Raw genomic sequence first — 17,005 nt, 5'->3', positions numbered from 1 at the left:
GCTACTCCGCCGCCTGCTGTTTCAGCAGCACCGTCAGCCGCGCCTCCTGGTCGGCGATGCGGTCGGCGATCAGGTCCTCGTTCGCGGCCCCCGAAGATGCCGCCGCCTGTTCCATCAACTGCCGGATATTCTCGCGGATGATCGCAATTTCCCGGTCATAAGACTGCGTGGTGCGCGACTCGACCATCGGTACTCTCCTGTCATGCTGGACGCCTCCTCGACGAAAGCGCCTGTCCGGCTCCTGCGACAACCGGCGATCATTCTTCTGGTTCCGTGGTGAACAGCAAGGGGTATCCCTGGCTGCGTGCCATTTCGGTGGCCCGGGTGGCCTTGCTCTCCGCGATATCCTTGGCGAAGACCGCGACCACGCACACGCCCTTCTGGTGCGCCGTGATCATCACGCGATAGGCCTGCGACTCGTTCATGCGGAACTCCGCCTTCAGCACGGTCACCACGAATTCGCGCGGCGTGTAGTCGTCATTCACCAGGATCACCTTGTGAAGGCGCGGGCGCTGGGTCTTGGTGCGGGTTTTGACGCGAGGACGAAGAGCGGTGTCACTCATTGGCAAGAGGTCTCCCAATGGCGGCTCATTGCCTGAATATGGTTTCCCCTATTTTCCCACGACTATCCGGCCGCGTCTACTTTTCGCCGATCACTTGCCGCCGATCACTTGTCGGAAGATCTCACGGATCTTTGTCTGCGTGATCGCGACCAGCGAATTCAGTTCGTCGAAATCGCTGCATTCGGCCACGCGGCAGAGCAGTGCCTTGCCGGCCTCGGAAGTCTTTTCCGGGTCGAGATTGCCGCCGACGCAGAAGCGGATGACCTGGGAGAGTGCGGTATAGAGCCGCCAAGCCTCCGACAGCCGCACATGCGCGGTCTTCGCCAGCACCCCCGCCTCCAGGGCCTTGTCGAGCGCCCGGCCGGTGTTGGTGTCCAGCATCTGGGGATGATCGGCGGCGTGCAGCAACTGCAGGGTCTGGGCGATGAACTCGATGTCGACAAGGCCACCCGCCGTATTCTTGAGATCCCAGGTCCCGCGCCCGCCCTTCTCCTTTTCGAGGAGCGTGCGCATCTCGATGACGTCCTTGCGGATCTTGGCGGGATCGCGCCGGATGGTCAGGATCTCGGCGATGGTTCCCCTGATTACCTCGCCGAGCGCGGCGTCGCCAGCGATCGGGCGAGCTCGCGTCATCGCCATGTGCTCCCAGGTCCAGGCTTCCTTGTGCTGGTAGTCGCGAAAGCCGTCGACCTGGATGGCAACGGGGCCCTTCTGTCCGGAGGGGCGCAGGCGCATGTCGACCGAGAACAGCGTGCCCTGCGCAGTAGGCGCCGAGAGCGCGGCGATGAGGCGCTGCGTCAGGCGCGCGAACCAGACGGAGGGCGCGATCGGGCGGGGTCCATCCGTCTCATAGGCGTCGGGATCGTGGTCATAGAGCACGATGAGGTCGAGGTCGGATGAAGCCGTCATCTCTCGCCCGCCGAGCTTGCCCATGCCGAGAATGCCGATGCAGGCGCCCGGCGGCATGCCGTGCGCCTGCTTCAGCTCGGCGCAGACGAGCGCCAGCAAATCCTGCACGATCGCCTCCGCGAGGCTGGAGATTTGCGCCCCGGCGGCGAGCGGATCGAGCTCTCCCGACAGCAGCCGCGCGCCGAGCACGAAGATGCGCTCGCGGGCGAAGATGCGGGCCAGATCCAGCTTGTCCTCGTAATTCTCGCCGGTTGCGAGAGCCGAGGCCAGGCGCTTGCGCAGCCAGTCCTTGGAATGGCCAGCCTCGGCCCCATGGTCGAGCAGGCCGTCGAGAGCGTGTGGGCGGCGCACCAGCACCTCCGCGAGGCGAGGCGCCACGCCGAGGATGCGCGCAATCACGTCGAGGAGCCTGGTATTGTTGCGCAGGATCGAGAAGAGCTGGTAGCCGGACGGCATGCGCGACAACAGGCCGTCGAAGACGATCAGCGCCTTGTCGGGCCGACCCTCGCGCGCCAGGGCCTGCAGCAGGGCCGGCGTGAGTTCGGTGAGATCCTCGCGCGCCTTGGCCGAGCGCATGGCCGGATAGCGGCCGAAATGCCAGCTGCGGATCATCTCGGTCACCTGCGCGGGCGAGGCAAAGCCGAGGCGCTCCAGTGTGTTCAGGGTCTCCGGATCGTCCTGCTTGCCGGTGAAGACCAGGCTGCCGATGTCGCTGGCCAGCGGTGCCGAGGCCTCGAAGAGCCTGGCGTAGTGGCGCTGCACGGTTTCGAGTTGCCCGATCAGGGCCTTCGACAGGGCGGCGACATCGACATAGCCGGCGAAACGGGCAAATTCCTTCAGCGCCGTCTTGCTCTCGGGCAGGCTGTGGGTCTGCTCGTCCGCCATCATCTGCAGGCGGTGTTCCAGGCCGCGCAGGAAGTCATAGGCCTGGGTCAGTTCGTCGCGCGCCTCCGCGGTAATCCAGTTCGCCCCCTGCAGGGCGGCCAGCATCTCCACTGTGCCGCGGCCCCGCAAATCGGCATTGCGGCCGCCGGCGATCAATTGCTGGGTCTGCACGAAGAACTCGATCTCGCGGATGCCGCCACGCCCGAGCTTGAGGTTGTGCCCGGCGACGGCAATGACCTCATGGCCCTTATGGGCATGGATCTGGCGTTTCATGGCGTGGACATCGGCGATGGCGGCGTAATCGAGATGCCGGCGCCAGATGAAGGGCGTGAGGCCGGCCAGGAAGCGCTCGCCGAGCCCGATGTCGCCGGCACAGGCGCGCGCCTTGATCATCGCGGCGCGCTCCCAGTTCTGGCCCACGCTCTCATAATAGGAATAGGCGGCCGGCAGCGAGATCGCCACGGCGGTGGCGCCGGGATCGGGACGCAGGCGCAGGTCGACCCGGAAGACATAGCCATCCGCCGTACGCTCGGACAGGAGCTTCACCAGGCCCTGCGTGAGGCGCACGAAGAAGGGTGCCGGCTCCAGCCCCTCGCGCAAAGGCGCCGCGTCGGGATCGTAGAGCACGATGAGGTCGATGTCGGAGGAGTAGTTGAGCTCGAAGGCGCCCTGCTTGCCCATGGCGAGCGCCACGAAGCCGCAGCCGCGATCCGGATGCGCTGAAACGGGCGGATTAAAGCGGCCGGTATTGGCCGCCTCGCGCAGGAGATAACAGAGCGCAAGCCGTACGCTTTCGTCGGCCACCCGGGTGAGCGCCCCGGTGACATCGGCCAGCCGCCAGGTGCAGTTGAGATCGGAGATGCCGATCAGCAGCGCTGCCTCCTGCTTCAGAAGACGCAGGGCGCGCATCACCTCGCCCGCGTCGGCGGCCTCCCGGCACCGGGCCTCGGCACGTGCCATCGCCTCTGCCAGCACCGCTTCGGGCTTGCCGGCGAGAATGCGCTCCAGCCGCTGGGGATCGGCGAGGCCGAGGCCCCACAGAAAGGGCGAGCCGGTGGCGATGCCGGCCAGCACGTCATGCCCGGGCTCACCTTCCAGCGCTTTGGCGAGGGCAGGCTGGGCGGCGGCATCGAGACGGGCGGCGAGATCGGCAAGGCGGGATTTGGCGCGGCGCTCGTCTTCGATGGGGATCATGGGGTCGCCTCGCCTCCCGTTGCGTCTTTTGTTGGCGATAGCTTTGGAGCAGGAATCGCGCCGGTGCAAATGCGGGTCCACGAAGAGCGAACCCCGAATTCAGGTTAACAGGGGCGGAGGCGGGTCAGCTCGTCATTCCGGCTGTAGCTATCCTCACAAGCTTTGCTTGTGAGTGGGAACGCCGGAATCCATGAACACAAACCTCAAAGGACAATGTTCTTGGATTCCGGGTCTCCCTCTGGTCGCCCGGAATGATGGTTCCTCTACCCCTGTAAACCCGAATTCGGAGCCCTGTCCGAAGAGGTGCTGACCGGCATCACCCGTTCAGCCGCAGCGCTGGACGCCGCAAGGCGAGCTTGGGTTGCACCTCCGCCACTTTCTCCAGGCCATCGGGCAGGTCGAGCACGACGCGCAGCCCCGGCTCATTGTCTTCGAGGCGGATCGTGCCGCCGTGGAGCTTAACCATGGCCGAGACGAGCGCGAGGCCGAGGCCCGATCCCGGCCGGGTCCGGCTCGATTCGAGGCGTACGAAGCGCTCCAGCACGCGCTGCCGGTCGGTCGGGGCAATCCCCTCGCCACGGTCGGCTACGCTGATGATCATCCGCCCCTCACCTTTGCGGGCGACGATGGTGACGTCGCCCGCGGCAGCGCCCTCCTCCCTGGGGCCATGCTTGAGCGCATTGTCGATCAGATTGGCGAGAGCCTGGCTGATCAGTTCGCGATTGCCGCGCAGCGGCAAGGGCGGGGCGGCATCGACGATGATCTTCGCCCCGTGCTCTTCGGCCAACGGCTCATAGAGTTCGGCCACCGCGTAGGCCGCCTCCGCCACATCGAATTCGTTCATTGTGCCTTCGATACGGCCGCCCTCGGCCCGGGCGATCATCAGGAGGGCGTTGAAGGTGCCGATCAGCTTGTCGGATTCCTCGATGGTGCGATCGAGCGCGGCGCGATAGGCGTCCTCGTCGCCGGCGGTGCGCAAGGCCTCCTCGGCGTGGTTGCGCAGGCGGGTGAGCGGTGTCTTCAGATCATGGGCGATGTTGTCGGACACTTCCTTCAGCCCCACCATCAGCTCCTGGATGCGGTCGAGCATGGTGTTGGTGGTGGAGGCGAGACGGTCGATCTCGTCATCCGTGCCTGACACCTTCAGGCGGCGGGTGAGATCGCCGGCCATGATCGAGCGGCTGGTAGCGTTGATGTCGTCAAGCCGGTGCAGCACGCGCCGCGCCACGAACCAGCCGCCGGCAACGCCCAGCAGCACGATCAGCCCGGCCGACCACAGGGCCGCGTTGAACATGATGGCGCGCACGCGGCTCTGATCCTCGAGGTCGATGCCCACCAGCAGCTTGTAGCCGCCCTGCAGGTCGAAGACGCGCACCAGCGCCGTGCGGCGGGTGGTGGCGTTGCCGTCATCGCGCGTGTAGGGAATGTTGCTCCAGCCGGGCTTATCGAGCACGCCATCCGGCAATTCGGTGACATTGCCGGCGAGCGCCTCGCTGTCCGGCGTGGTGACGAGATAGAGCAGCGAGCCGGGTCGGCGGGTACGAGCCTCGATGGTCGAGGCGAGGCGAACGATGCCGCCCTGCTCATACTCATCGCTCAGGCTGTTGATCTCGCTGTTGATCGAGGTGTTGATCTGCGAGCCGAGCAGGCGTTGGGCGTTCCAGAAGAAATAGCCGAGCAGCGAAGCGGCGAACAGGGTGAACACCAGCAGATAGGCGGCCATCAGCTTGAAGGCCGTGGTGCGGATGAGTTTGCCGAGCCCTGTCACCTGTTACGCGTCCCGAACCAAAGCTGTCCCAGCCCTTCAGCCGGATAGTGTAGCGTGAACCGCGCCGGCAGCCACCCGCCAAACCCTGCTTCAATCATGACAAGGAGAATGTCGACGCATGATTCGTGTGAAGATCGCTCTTCTGGTGCTTCTCGATGCTACGATCGGCGGAGTGGCCCGCGCGATTGTCCCGCCGTTCGCTCTCCCGCGCAGACGTTGACGCTTATTTCGCGCTGTCGCGGATCATGTAGCCGGCGCCGCGAATGGTGTGCAGCAGCGGCTTCTCGAAACCCTTGTCGAGCTTGGAGCGCAGGCGCGAGACATGCACGTCGATGACATTGGTGCCGGGGTCGAAATGGTAGTCCCAGACATGCTCGAGCAGCATGGTGCGGGTGACGACCTGGCCGGCATTCTTCATCAGATATTCGAGCAGGCGGAACTCGCGCGGCTGCAGGTCGATCTCCTCGCCGGCACGCTTGACGACATGCGAGAGACGGTCGAGCTCGAGGTCACCGACGCGGTAGACCGTCTCCTCGCCTTTGCCGGGATGGCGGCGGGAGAGCACTTCCACCCGGGCGAGCAGCTCGGAAAAGGCATAGGGCTTGGGCAGATAGTCGTCGCCGCCCGCGCGAAGACCTTTCACCCTGTCGTCGACTTCGCCGAGCGCCGAGAGGATAAGGGAGGGTGTCTGCGTGCCTTCCAGGCGCAGGCGCGAGATCATCGACAGGCCGTCGAGCTTGGGCAGCATGCGATCAACGATCAGGACGTCATAGGGACCGTCCTTGGCCAATGCATACCCGCTCAACCCGTCGGCAGCGTGATCGGCGACATGCCCGGCTTCCGCAAAAGCCTTGACGAGATAAGCAGCAGCGTCGCGGTCATCCTCGACGATCAGAATGCGCATTTTGGATTCAGACTCAGTCACGTTTCGCGATGCAGAGGTATCAACCGAGCTTTGCCACATTTCAAGGTCACCTCAAAGGGTAGGTCCGCCAAATGGCGTCCAACAGGAATGAGTCCCCCTCCCCTTACGGGAAAGGGGACTCCACCGTTCAGCCTGGATCAGGCCTTGCCGACTGGCATGGCAACGAAGTGCGTGCCATCGCCATTCTTCACCCGCAGCAGAACGGTACGCTTGGAGTCGGCACGGGCGCTGGAGAGAGCCTCCCGCACATCGCGCACATTGCTTACCGGCTTGCCGGCCACGTCGAGGATCACATCACCAGGACGCAGGGCGTCGGCAGCGGCGCTGTTCGGATCGACATCGGTGACCACCACGCCGGACTTGCCGGCGCCAGCCACACTCGCGGCTGGGGCGAGCTCGACGCCGAGACCCGCGAGCGCACTCTTGCCACTGTCATCGTCCTGGGACGAATTGGCTTCGGCGAGCTGCTTGTCGCCCGGCAGCTTGGAGGTCTCGACCTTGACGTTCTGCTCCTTGCCATCGCGCCAGACCGTGAGGTCGGCGGTATCGCCCGGCTTGATGTCGGCAATGGCGCGGGCGAGCTCGCGGCTGTCGGCAACGTCCTTGCCGTTGACGGCAGTGACCGCGTCACCCGACTGCAGACCGGCCTTGGCGGCGGGGCTGTTCTTGGTGACATCGGCGATCAGGGCGCCCGAAGCCTTCTTCAGGCCGATGGAGTCGGCGATATCCTGCGTCACCGGCTGGATCTGCACGCCGATATAGCCGCGCGTCACCTGCCCGTCGGACTTGAGCTGCTGCACCACACGCTGCACGGTATCGGCGGGAATGGCGAAGCCGATGCCGATCGAGCCGCCCGAGGGCGAATAGATCGCGGTGTTCACGCCGATCACCTTGCCGGAGAGGTCGAAGGTCGGGCCGCCCGAATTACCGCGGTTCACCGGCGCATCGATCTGCAGGAAGTCGTTATAGGTCGAGTTGTTGAGGTCGCGGCCGCGGGCCGAGACGATACCCGCCGTCACCGTGCCGCCAAGGCCATAGGGGTTGCCGACGGCCAGCACCCAATCGCCGACGCGCGGCTCATTCTGCAGCTCGAGCTGGACGAAGGGGAACTTGGCGTCCTTGTCGGCGATCTTCAGCAAGGCAAGATCGGTCTTGGGATCGACGCCGATCACCTTGGCCGTATAGGTCTTGCCGCCATCGGTGACGACATCGACTTCCTGGGCATGATCGACGACATGGTTGTTGGTCACGACATAGCCGTCATAGGAGATGAAGAAGCCTGAGCCGAGCGCCATGCCGAACTGCTTCTGGGGCCGGCCGTGCTGCATGCCGCCGCCACCAGGACCGTTGAAGAAGAACTCGAACGGATTGCTGGGGGCGCCGTTGTTGTTGTCGTCGCCATCATCGGAGGCGTCGGTGGTCGTCTCGGTCTTGACCTTGATCGAGACCACGGCCGGGCGCACCTTCTGCACGACGTCGGCGAAGCCGAAGGGCTGGGCCGGGACAGCGGACTGGCTCTGTGACTGGGCGTAAGCAGGGGTCACGGAGGGAATGAGGACGAAGTTGCCGGCAACCGCACCGGCGACGCCGAGGCCGAAGACTGCGGCCAGAAGACGCGTGCGGCGGCGAGCGAGGATGCCAGTCTTCTGCACAGTATCGTTGTCGTGGAAATTCATGGTGATGGGCTCCATAGTAGCGCGGCGCCTCACTTTCGAGGACCGTCGGACTGTGACTCAGCGCACGAGGCCGCGCTGTTGGAGGTGACAATGCCTTCTCCAACATTACGGCGTTTTTTCCATGAGATTACTCTTTGGTAAGACGACGCCTCATTTGATGAAAACTAAGAAACCTAAGCAATCTCGAATAATTGAATAATACTTATAGTACAATCTACAGTTGCACAAAAGAACCTGGCTTCATGATTGACAGGCGTAGCAAAACCACCCGAAACTCCGCCGCCTCGCGGGGCTTGCGCCGCGGCTGCATGAAAAGGGTGATGCCATGTCAAAAGACAAGAAAGAGTTGAAGACGTCGGATCTGCGCGTTCCGAGCGATCTGTCTTCGAACGCCACCAAGGATTTGTCCCCAGCGCTGACCACGCTGCTGGCCGATGTCTTCACTCTCTATCTGAAGACGAAAAACTTCCACTGGCATATGTCCGGGCCGCATTTCCGCGATTACCACCTTCTGCTCGACGAGCAGGCGGAACAGATCTTCGCCATGACGGATGACATCGCCGAGCGTGTGCGCAAGATCGGCGGCACCACCCTGCGCTCTATCGGCCATATCGCGCGGCTGCAGCGGCTCTCGGACAACGACGCCGATTTCGTCACGCCCGACGACATGCTGGCCGAGCTTCATGACGACAACAAGCGCCTGACCGGCTTCCTGCGCGAGACGCACGAGCTGGCCGACGAACACCATGACGTGGCCACCGCCAGCCTGATCGAGAACTGGATCGACGAGGCCGAACGCCGCAGCTGGTTCCTGTTCGAAACCGGCCGCAAGAGGGGCTGAACTTTTAGGGAGGTACCGGTACGATCGGCGCCCCTATCCCTCCCGCTTCAGGATCTCGTCGATCTTGGCCTGTTCGGCGGAGCTGAGGGCCTCCGCCGCGGCCGGGCGTTGCCGGCGGGAGAAGGCGTAGATCCCCGCCGCGCCCAGCACCAGCAGCACGAAGGGCGCCGACCACAGGGCGATGGTGCGCAATTCCAGCGGCGGCTTCAGCAGGATGAAGTCGCCATAGCGCTCCACCAGGAAGTCCTTGACCGCCTTGTCGCTGTCGCCAGCCTTGAGACGCTCGCGCACCAGGATGCGCAGGTCCTTGGCGAGCGGCGCATCGGAATCATCGATCGACTCGTTCTGGCAGACCATGCAGCGCAATTCCCCCGACAAGGCCCGCGCCCGCGCCTCCAGCGCCGGATCCGGCAGCATTTCGTCGGGCTGCACGGCCAGGGCCGGCAGCATGGCAAGGCTGAAAAGGAAGGCGATGAGCAGGCGGCGCAGCATCGTCATTCCGCCGGCTGCAGCCCGGCCGCCGCGCGCCGTGCCGGCTTGGGGGCGCCGACGCGCAGGCGCCGGTCGGAGAGCGAGAGCAGGCCGCCGAAGGCCATGACCACGCAGCCGAGCCAGATCAGCGTTACCAGCGGCTTGTCATAGAGGCGAGCGGCGATGGTGCCGTCGGGCTGGGTGTCGCCGAGGCCGATATAGACTTGGTCGAACAGGAAGGTCTTGATGCCGGTCTCGGTCGCAGGCGTTTGGCGCGCCGGGTAGAAGCGCTTGGAGGCTTCCATCTCGGCCACCTCAACCCCGCCGCGATAGATATCGAATTTCGAGACCGTCGCCGTGAAGTTGGAGCCCTGCCGCGGCACCGAGCCGACATATTTGGCCTCGTAGCGGCCGAATGATGTGGTGTCGCCGGGCTTCATCGCCACGATCTTTTCGGACTGCCAGGCCGAGGCGGCGACGACGCCGAGCAGGGTGACGCCGACACCGAAATGGGCAAATGCGGTGCCGAAGGCCGAACGCGGCAGGCCGATGGCACGGCGCAAGCTCGAGGCCCCAGGCTCGCGGAAAAGCCTGACGCGCTCGGCCACCTCGACCAGCGAACCGATCATGATGAAGGCGGCAAGGCCGGCACCGATGGGGGCCATCACCGGGCCGCCCTGCTTGACCCACAGCGTCACCAGCGCCGCCAGGATGGCGAGGCCGAAGGCGACGCCGAGGCGCTGCATCGCGCCCTGCACATCGCCGCGCTTCCAGGCGAGGAAGGGGCCGAACGGCATCACCACCAGTACGGCCAGCATCAGCGGGCCGAAGGTGAGATCGAAGAAGGGCGGGCCGACCGAAATCTTGCCGCCGGTAAGAGCCTCCAAGGCCAGTGGGTAGAGCGTGCCGAAGAACACGGCCGAGCAGCTCACCGTGAGCAGGAGATTGTTGAGGATCAGGGCGCCTTCGCGCGAGATCGGCGCGAAGATGCCGCCCTGCTTCAAGGCCGAGGCGCGCCAGGCAAACAGCGAGAGGCCGCCGCCGATGAAGAGCACGAGAATGGCGAGGATGAAGACGCCGCGCCTGGGATCGGTGGCGAAAGCATGCACGGAGGTGAGCACGCCCGAGCGCACCAGGAAGGTGCCGAGCAGCGACAGCGAGAAGGTGAGGATGGCGAGCAGGATCGTCCACACCTTCAGTGCATTGCGCTTTTCCATCACCAGGGCCGAATGCAGCAGCGCGGTGCCGGCGAGCCAGGGCATCAGCGAGGCGTTCTCCACCGGATCCCAGAACCACCAGCCGCCCCAGCCGAGCTCGTAGTAGGCCCAGTAGGAGCCCATGGCGATGCCTAGCGTCAGGAAGATCCAGGCGATCAAGATCCACGGCCGGGCCCAGCGCGCCCAGGCCGCGTCGATGCGGCCCTCGATCAGGGCCGCCGCGGCGAAGGCGAAGGCGATCGAAAAGCCGACATAGCCGAGATAGAGGAGCGGCGGATGGATGGCGAGGCCGATATCCTGCAGCACCGGATTGAGGTCCTGCCCCTGCATCGGCGCCGGATCGAGTCGGGAAAAGGGGTTGGAGGTGAACAGGATGAAGAGGAGGAACGCAACGCTGATCCAGGCCTGCACGGAGAGCACGGTCGCCTTCATGCTCGGCGGCAGGTTCCGCCCGAAGGCCGCCACCAGCGCCCCGAAAAAGGCGAGGATGAAGACCCAGAGCAGCATCGAGCCCTCATGGTTCCCCCATACGCCGGTGACCTTGTAGAGCATCGGCTTGTCGGAATGGGAGTTCTCGAACACGTTCTGCAGCGAGAAGTCCGAGGCGACATGGGCATTCACCAGCGCCACAAAGGAGACGGTGATGAAGAAGAGCTGGAACAGGGCGGCCGAGGTGCCTGTCTTCATCAGGCCGAGGTCGCCGGTGCGGGCGCCCCAGATCGGCAGCACCGACTGGATGGCCGCCAAAGTCAGCGCCAGGATGAGGGCATAGTGGCCGGCCTCGACGATCATGGCTTCTTCCCGTAGTCGCTGCCCTCTTGCCAATGGCCTTGTGCCTTCAAGGCATCGGCCACTTCCTTGGGCATGTATTTCTCGTCATGCTTGGCGAGCAGCGTATCGGCCTGGAACACGCCCGACGCATCGACCACGCCCTCGGCCACCACGCCCTGCCCCTCGCGGAACAGGTCCGGCACGATACCCGAATAGATGACCTTGATCGACTTGTTGGTGTCGGTGACCTTGAAGGCGATCTCGGAGGCGCCGTCATGCGTCAGCGAGCCCTGCTCGACGAGGCCGCCCAGGCGCCAGCGCTGGCCGGGCTGGAACGCCTTGCCGACGATATCGCTGGGTGCTGCGAAATAGGACATGGTGCCGCCGAGACTGTAGAGCACCAGGCCGACGGCGCTCGCCAGCACCACGCCCGCCGCTCCGATCATGGCCAGCCGTCTGCCCTTGCGCGTCATAGTCCCAATGCCTTCGAGAGATCGTCGAGCTGTTTCAAGGCATCCGGCGAGGAGGCCATGGCCTTGCGGGCATCGGCGAGCGCCAGGCGCGCTTCATCCACCTGTTTGAGCACCGTATAGGCCTTCACCAGTTGCATCCATTCCTCCGCCGAGCCGCCCTGCGATCTTAGCCGCTCGGACAAGCGCGAGACCATGCCCTGGATCATTTTGCCGCGCTCCTCGGGCGTCAGCGCCTGGGCGCTGGCGACATCGTCTGGAGAGGGGCCGGGCGTCTGCACAGCGGGGGCCGGGGGCTTCCCGCTCACACGGGCGATCTCCTGGTTGAGGAAATCCGCCGCATCCGGATTGTTCGGTATCAGTGCCCGCCAGATCGCGATGGCACCGTCCTTGTCGCCATCCTGCACCTTGGCAAGGCCGAGGAAGTAATTGGCGCGGAACTCCTTCGGATCGAGCTTCAACGCGCTCTCGAAGGCCGTCTTGGCATCCGCCGTCACCATGCCATTGGCCACCGCCACCATGGCGACGCCGTAATTGGCGAGGCGCTCGGGCGTCGGGCCGAGCAGGCGGATGGCGTTTGCATAGGCCTGCCTGGCATCGTCGAAGCGCTGTAGCCCGACATAGACGCGCGCCATCAGCTCCCAGCCCGCCCCGTCATTGGGATTGGCCGCAAGCTTGGCTTCGGCGCGGGCAATCAGTTCGTCCGTCGAAGCGTTCTGCATGGGGCCATCGAGGCGCGCCAGCAAAGGCTGGTCGGGATCGGCGGGCGAGCCGAGCTGCGCATAAAGGCCGAGGCTGATGACCGGCACCGCGACGAGAATGACGATCGAGGCCCAGCGCCGGCGTCCTGCCGCGCCTGTCTCAGCCGTCGTCTGCTGGCTTGCGGCCTGCGCCGCCGCATCCGCCTCGATCAGCCGCCGCGACACTTCGGTGCGCGCGGCCTGGGCCTCGCCCTTGGCGATCAGGCCGCGTTCGAGGTCACGGTCGATCTCGGCGAGCTGGTCCTTGCAGATGGCGATATCGGAAGCCTGTGGCGTCAAACCGGTGCCACGCCGCGCAAGCGGCCAAAGCAGAACCAGAGCTGCGAGGCCGGTCATGGCGGCCAGGGCTATCCAAAGCAACATAGAATGTCTCTTGCGCCGGCCTTTCGGCCTGATTATGGCGACTTATGCTGCGTAAACACCGATGATGTGGTGTTTATTCGCACCCGTCAGGTGTTGGCCGCCGGAGCGGCAGCGGCATTGGCCCAGCTGCCGTCCGGCTGGTGGCAGGCGGTCAGGCGCGAGATGCTGGGCACGCCATTGAGATAGACAGTCTGAGAATATTGGCGGCATTGCGTGCCGTTCTGGTCGGTCAACGGGCCGGCCACGACGTTACCATGGGTCAACGGATTGTTCGGGCTCCTCCAGTCGACGCTTACCTTCGCCTTGCCGTTGAGCGCGGTGGCCCGTGCCTGCTCGGCCTGGGCCCGATCGGCCGGATCGAGTGCATCGAGAATAGGGCTGTTGCTGGTCGGCGGCGGCGCAACGGTGGCCACCTGGGGTTGAGGTTCCGAACCGCTCGTCATGCCGCAGCCAGCCAGCGGCACGGCCAGCAGAACAAGACCAAACAAGGTGACGGTTGATTTTGCCATGGGACCCCTGCCGCATACGGACGTTGTGGCGAGCCTTACACGCAAATACGCGCCGCGCCAACCTTGTCTGGCCCCGTGAGAGGCAACTGTTCCCGTGGTGACGGGCTTTTGACGCGGTCGATCCGGCCTTCCATTCACCGCGCTCGTTTCCTGCCCTCCACGTGATGCATCAGCAGCGCGATCCTGTCCTGTCCCCAGAACAGTTCCCTGTCTTCGGTCACGAAGGACGACTTTTTTCTAAGACGTTGTAATTATTGATATTTATTTTTCACCTTTTAACTAGTCTCAACTATTTTTTTCAACTAGAACAGACAAGGAACGCAAGCTATCCTCGAAAGCGGAATCGTGCCGACCACCCCTTTCGTAAACATGATTCACTTCCCATTTTCGGTAAAATGAAATTGGGCTGACGACAATGACCAGACATTATCCAAGAGGGATTTATCGCACCGAAGAGAACGTCCTTCAACGAGCGGGCGTGAGGCTTGGCTCACACAAGTTCACCGTATCGCGTCGGGATTATGAGGCTGCGGAATTCAAACCGGCCTTCAAGACTCTGCCGACACTTGCGGAGTTCGAGGCAAGTCAGAACCAGTCCGCCGAACAAAAGGTTGGTCCGGAAATCTAAGCGCCGCCTTCCGGCCGCTTCCAGAAACGCTTAGCAGAACAAGCCGGCGCTACTCCTTGCACTTTCCACGTGTTGGTATCGAGGCGATTATATCCGCTGAAACCCCGGTGAGTTGAAGGCAACCAACTTGGGATAGCCAGTTCTTTCCCTTGTAAGATACAAGTATCGGACCGGAGGCTTGGCGGTCTGGGCCGACTGTGTAGCCGAGAAAGACGACCTTCGTAAAACGCGGGACATCTATACAGTCTGGCGATGGAACTCCTGCCTGACGGTGCTCAAACCCCTCGTAGGTTTTGCATAGGAAGGCGTCTGCAGCAGCCCCATTAGCTTCAGAAACATCGCCCTGCGCCGATACGCCTGCTTGCCTCGCACCTGATGCATTTCTAGTCTCATATCAATTCCTTCTATGATTTGTCGTGCAAATCGGTGGCCTCCTCACCGATTATGTCACAACCAATGAAACCGAAGGGGCATGGGATGGAACATCGAGGCTGATGAGGGATTTTCACCAGCCGTCGCGTTGGTAAAGCTTCGCTAATAGTTCATTATCAGCAGGTAGATGATTGCCCGGCCTTGGCGCACCAGTGCGACACCTTCATGCCCGTAAAGCGGGCCTCGCTTTGCCCTGCGGCACCACCACAGGCTATCTCCCTCGGTCATTTGATCGAGCATCGGTGCAAGCTCATTGGGCATTCTGTCCCGGACACGACTTGCCAAATCCGGAAAAGTCTCCGCTCCACCAAATGAGTCGATTGTCCTTTCGGCCACCCCCTCAACGCTGATTTTGTGCATCAGCTGCAATTCCGGAGGATCGAAAAACAGCTTCATTGCGTCGGTTGTCCCTCAAATGCATCGAGCGTCTCACAAGGCATCCGAGCCGAGTTACGCGCTGCCTTCCGGCTTGGCATTCTCAAGCGGCACGTATTGGCGTTGATCGATCATCGAGCGCAACGTCTCGATGGTGTCGGCTGCTTCATTCAATAGGTCTTCGATTTCTGTGACCGGCCTGTCATCGACCATCACAGCCAAGACGCGCAACCTTTCGACAATATCCATTGCGTATCCTCCCGACTTTGCTGCCCAAGTGTACATCAGCCGGGGACAGGATGACGGAACGACGACCTCCCAAAATACGCGGACTCTATCGCCTCAAAACAGCGACTGGTATGGAATGGGTTCTGGTTGACTACGGCATCGCCGGCAAGTTCGAAATCACCTGCGAGCGATACGAACAAATGGGCTACGAACCGGCCTTCGATAGTTTGCCAACCAAAGCACAATTTGCAGTCGGCGAAATCATGGCAAAATCACGACAATGAGCTAACATGGCTTCACTGCTAGGGGAATTACCATGGGTGATAAGCCTCCACCACCGGGTACCTTTTCGAGCAGAATTAATGGACGCTCCAAATGGTTCGTTGCGCCACTTACTATCGAGTGGCTTACCGAATGGGTGGTTTATTGGCTCAGTAGATGGGCGTTAATCGAGCTGATTCAACTACTCGGAGGCCTGTCGATTATCTGGGCAGGCATTTACTATATGCTGTCAGCCAACGAACGAACGCAAGCAGCCGCAGACCAACGTAAAGCCAAGCATTTTCAGGCATGGCAAATTATCAATGCTGCCAACAAAGCCTCTGGAGAGGGGGGCCGCCTTGAGGCCCTTGAAGATCTCGCTAGCGACAGCATTCCGCTGGGTAATCTCGACTTATCTGGAGTTGATCTTAGCCACTTCAAGATAACAAATGGGGGCTTTGTAGGCGGTAATCTAACGGGTGTTAAGTTGGACGACTCTTGCCTCGCCGGTACGTTTATTTCCCAAACTAACCTAGATAAGGCTACGTTCAGGCACAGCGATCTCAGTAATACCTACATCTTCGAAGCATCACTGAAAGGCGCGAACATGAGAGGGACCGTTTTCCGTGGCACAATATTTCGTAGAGCTGATTTAAGAGGAATTATGACAAATGGTACTTTTCAGGGAGTCGTCAGTTTACGCGATACAAACGTCTATGGTGGGGCGGACGCTTCTACTTCCTGGTCGCCTGATTTCTATCAAACCGCAATTGACAAAGGCGCTGTTTGTATTTCTGATGATCATGGCTGGAAAGTTTACAACCAACTTTTGGACCGTGGAGATCCTGATTTACCTTCGTTCAAACCTTCGGATTGTACAGGCCCTTGGAACCTAGAACCATATACAAGGGAGGACGAAATCAGTGGAGCACCCTGTACACATGAGTACCTTCCCTTCGACAGATGATGACAACTCGCGATTTTTTGTCAGGTTCGAGCACCACCGGCCATTGCTGCCTTGTTTGAAAAAGGCATTGCGGGTTGATCGCGACTGATGCCCACCGAACTTGGCTCTGTAGGCGTCTTTGGCACGCATGAAATCACACAGCTCGCGTTCAAAGACTTCGTTCTTATGTCGCGCCAGCCCATTGTCGGCATCCATGCCCACTTTCTCTGTCCAATACGCAATCGCGATTGCCAAGGCATCGATACGGTCATCATGCCTCAGAGACCCACGGTTCACGGTAAGATGCGTCATCTGGTAAATGAGACTCTTTTCTACCTTCGATGCAGTCTCGTATTTCTGCACTGATTGATAATCATCCAAGATAACGTTCTAATCGATGATTAGCTTGTGCCTAGCCATCAGAGGTTCAATCGTATCGATGATACGTATTTCCTTATGTGTAGAGTGCTTCACTTCCCCGATTAGGCAGGGATGGATGTTGTTAAACACAGGCCTTAAAAGCTGTGCATACATGCCATCACCAAAGTTAGCCTCGATGTGAAGAACTCTTGCCGGATATACTGTCAGTTTAACTGAAATATGGGGATGGTACCGAACTTCTAGTATCTCTCTCTGCGTCTACTCAAGAGTCACAAAAGGAGTTCGAACGTCATGACAGACGTTTATCAGACAATAGTCTAATAGTATACAATATTGATAGAATAATAAACAATTGTTGGGAGGGTCCCAATTTAAGAAAATAACCTTCGATATCAAAAGGGTAAAGTGGAATTATACAGAAAAAGTCGAGA

The 17,005-nt window shown here is 61.7% G+C and carries 17 protein-coding genes; 3 read left to right on the top strand and 14 right to left on the bottom strand.

What is annotated here, in order from left to right; all coding sequences use genetic code 11:
- Position 1: 1 nt before the first annotated feature.
- The 6 genes from QQL24_RS29195 to QQL24_RS29170 form a co-directional block, all read right to left on the bottom strand.
- Complete coding sequence (locus QQL24_RS29195) at positions 2–187, bottom strand: hypothetical protein (protein ID WP_284315826.1); 186 nt, start codon at positions 185–187, stop codon at positions 2–4.
- A 70-nt stretch (positions 188–257) separates the two neighbouring features.
- Positions 258–563 carry an ATP-dependent Clp protease adapter ClpS gene (gene clpS, locus QQL24_RS29190; RefSeq protein ID WP_284315825.1) on the bottom strand — a complete coding sequence of 102 codons (306 nt, stop codon included), beginning with the start codon at positions 561–563 and terminating at the stop codon, positions 258–260.
- Positions 564–653: 90 nt separating this feature from the next.
- Entirely contained in the window at positions 654–3,551 is a 2,898-nt protein-coding gene (locus tag QQL24_RS29185; protein ID WP_284315824.1) for a bifunctional [glutamine synthetase] adenylyltransferase/[glutamine synthetase]-adenylyl-L-tyrosine phosphorylase, read from the bottom strand.
- 316 nt (positions 3,552–3,867) lie between these two features.
- Positions 3,868–5,319 (bottom strand): sensor histidine kinase, encoded by a 1,452-nt coding sequence (locus QQL24_RS29180; RefSeq protein WP_284315823.1) that lies wholly within the window; start codon positions 5,317–5,319, stop codon positions 3,868–3,870.
- A gap of 223 nt (positions 5,320–5,542) precedes the next feature.
- Positions 5,543–6,223, bottom strand: a complete 681-nt coding sequence (locus QQL24_RS29175; RefSeq protein WP_284315822.1) for a response regulator transcription factor — start codon at positions 6,221–6,223, stop codon at positions 5,543–5,545.
- Between the two features lie 158 nt (positions 6,224–6,381).
- A complete protein-coding gene (locus QQL24_RS29170; RefSeq protein ID WP_284315821.1) occupies positions 6,382–7,920 on the bottom strand; it encodes a Do family serine endopeptidase in 1,539 nt (512 codons plus the stop codon).
- Between the two features lie 325 nt (positions 7,921–8,245).
- Between QQL24_RS29170 and QQL24_RS29165 the strand changes: the two genes are divergently transcribed.
- Positions 8,246–8,761, top strand: a complete 516-nt coding sequence (locus QQL24_RS29165) for a Dps family protein (RefSeq protein WP_284315820.1) — start codon at positions 8,246–8,248, stop codon at positions 8,759–8,761.
- A gap of 33 nt (positions 8,762–8,794) precedes the next feature.
- On the opposite strand, the gene QQL24_RS29160 is transcribed toward QQL24_RS29165, so the two are convergent.
- The 7 genes from QQL24_RS29160 to QQL24_RS29130 all read right to left on the bottom strand — a co-directional run bounded on the left by QQL24_RS29160 (position 8,795) and on the right by QQL24_RS29130 (position 15,007).
- Positions 8,795–9,253, bottom strand: coding sequence for a cytochrome c-type biogenesis protein (locus QQL24_RS29160; RefSeq protein WP_284315819.1), 459 nt, complete (start codon positions 9,251–9,253; stop codon positions 8,795–8,797).
- Between the two features lie 2 nt (positions 9,254–9,255).
- Complete coding sequence (locus QQL24_RS29155; protein WP_284315818.1) at positions 9,256–11,241, bottom strand: heme lyase CcmF/NrfE family subunit; 1,986 nt, start codon at positions 11,239–11,241, stop codon at positions 9,256–9,258.
- Positions 11,238–11,693: a cytochrome c maturation protein CcmE gene (gene ccmE / locus QQL24_RS29150; RefSeq protein WP_284315817.1), complete on the bottom strand. Its 456-nt coding sequence runs from the start codon at positions 11,691–11,693 to the stop codon at positions 11,238–11,240. Before ccmE ends, QQL24_RS29155 begins: the two co-directional genes overlap by 4 nt.
- Positions 11,690–12,814: a c-type cytochrome biogenesis protein CcmI gene (ccmI, locus tag QQL24_RS29145; protein WP_284315816.1), complete on the bottom strand. Its 1,125-nt coding sequence runs from the start codon at positions 12,812–12,814 to the stop codon at positions 11,690–11,692. The genes ccmE and ccmI overlap by 4 nt, the downstream gene beginning before the upstream one ends.
- 86 nt (positions 12,815–12,900) lie before the next feature.
- Positions 12,901–13,323 (bottom strand): hypothetical protein, encoded by a 423-nt coding sequence (locus QQL24_RS29140; RefSeq protein WP_284315815.1) that lies wholly within the window; start codon positions 13,321–13,323, stop codon positions 12,901–12,903.
- Positions 13,324–14,485: 1,162 nt separating this feature from the next.
- Complete coding sequence (locus QQL24_RS29135; protein WP_284315814.1) at positions 14,486–14,779, bottom strand: hypothetical protein; 294 nt, start codon at positions 14,777–14,779, stop codon at positions 14,486–14,488.
- Positions 14,780–14,833: 54 nt separating this feature from the next.
- Positions 14,834–15,007 (bottom strand): hypothetical protein, encoded by a 174-nt coding sequence (locus tag QQL24_RS29130; protein WP_284315813.1) that lies wholly within the window; start codon positions 15,005–15,007, stop codon positions 14,834–14,836.
- A gap of 50 nt (positions 15,008–15,057) precedes the next feature.
- On the opposite strand from QQL24_RS29130, the gene QQL24_RS29125 reads away from it, so the two are divergent.
- Together QQL24_RS29125 and QQL24_RS29120 are read left to right on the top strand one after the other, a co-directional pair.
- Positions 15,058–15,270: a hypothetical protein gene (locus tag QQL24_RS29125; protein ID WP_284315812.1), complete on the top strand. Its 213-nt coding sequence runs from the start codon at positions 15,058–15,060 to the stop codon at positions 15,268–15,270.
- Positions 15,271–15,302: 32 nt separating this feature from the next.
- Positions 15,303–16,214, top strand: a complete 912-nt coding sequence (locus tag QQL24_RS29120) for a pentapeptide repeat-containing protein (protein WP_284315811.1) — start codon at positions 15,303–15,305, stop codon at positions 16,212–16,214.
- 369 nt (positions 16,215–16,583) lie between these two features.
- Here QQL24_RS29120 and QQL24_RS36765 read toward each other — a convergent pair whose 3' ends face one another.
- A complete protein-coding gene (locus QQL24_RS36765; RefSeq protein WP_431310771.1) occupies positions 16,584–16,781 on the bottom strand; it encodes a hypothetical protein in 198 nt (65 codons plus the stop codon).
- Between the last annotated feature and the right edge of the window lie 224 nt (positions 16,782–17,005).

Source organism: Labrys miyagiensis, assembly GCF_030160835.1.
Lineage (GTDB): Bacteria > Pseudomonadota > Alphaproteobacteria > Rhizobiales > Labraceae > Labrys > Labrys miyagiensis.
The sequence above is the reverse complement of the archived record's forward strand: the minus strand, read 5'-3'. Positions and strand labels throughout refer to the sequence as shown.

Bases quoted from the DNA above. Each gene is read 5' to 3' on its own strand.
- QQL24_RS29195 (WP_284315826.1), bottom strand. From the start codon at position 187: ATGGTCGAGTCGCGCACCACGCAGTCTTATGACCGGGAAATTGCGATC.
- clpS (WP_284315825.1), bottom strand. From the start codon at position 563: ATGAGTGACACCGCTCTTCGTCCTCGCGTCAAAACCCGCACCAAGACC.
- QQL24_RS29185 (WP_284315824.1), bottom strand. From the start codon at position 3,551: ATGATCCCCATCGAAGACGAGCGCCGCGCCAAATCCCGCCTTGCCGAT.
- QQL24_RS29175 (WP_284315822.1), bottom strand. From the start codon at position 6,223: ATGCGCATTCTGATCGTCGAGGATGACCGCGACGCTGCTGCTTATCTC.
- QQL24_RS29170 (WP_284315821.1), bottom strand. From the start codon at position 7,920: ATGAATTTCCACGACAACGATACTGTGCAGAAGACTGGCATCCTCGCT.
- QQL24_RS29165 (WP_284315820.1), top strand. From the start codon at position 8,246: ATGTCAAAAGACAAGAAAGAGTTGAAGACGTCGGATCTGCGCGTTCCG.
- QQL24_RS29160 (WP_284315819.1), bottom strand. From the start codon at position 9,253: ATGCTGCGCCGCCTGCTCATCGCCTTCCTTTTCAGCCTTGCCATGCTG.
- QQL24_RS29155 (WP_284315818.1), bottom strand. From the start codon at position 11,241: ATGATCGTCGAGGCCGGCCACTATGCCCTCATCCTGGCGCTGACTTTG.
- ccmE (WP_284315817.1), bottom strand. From the start codon at position 11,693: ATGACGCGCAAGGGCAGACGGCTGGCCATGATCGGAGCGGCGGGCGTG.
- ccmI (WP_284315816.1), bottom strand. From the start codon at position 12,814: ATGTTGCTTTGGATAGCCCTGGCCGCCATGACCGGCCTCGCAGCTCTG.
- QQL24_RS29140 (WP_284315815.1), bottom strand. From the start codon at position 13,323: ATGGCAAAATCAACCGTCACCTTGTTTGGTCTTGTTCTGCTGGCCGTG.
- QQL24_RS29135 (WP_284315814.1), bottom strand. From the start codon at position 14,779: ATGAAGCTGTTTTTCGATCCTCCGGAATTGCAGCTGATGCACAAAATC.
- QQL24_RS29130 (WP_284315813.1), bottom strand. From the start codon at position 15,007: ATGGATATTGTCGAAAGGTTGCGCGTCTTGGCTGTGATGGTCGATGAC.
- QQL24_RS29125 (WP_284315812.1), top strand. From the start codon at position 15,058: ATGACGGAACGACGACCTCCCAAAATACGCGGACTCTATCGCCTCAAA.
- QQL24_RS29120 (WP_284315811.1), top strand. From the start codon at position 15,303: ATGGGTGATAAGCCTCCACCACCGGGTACCTTTTCGAGCAGAATTAAT.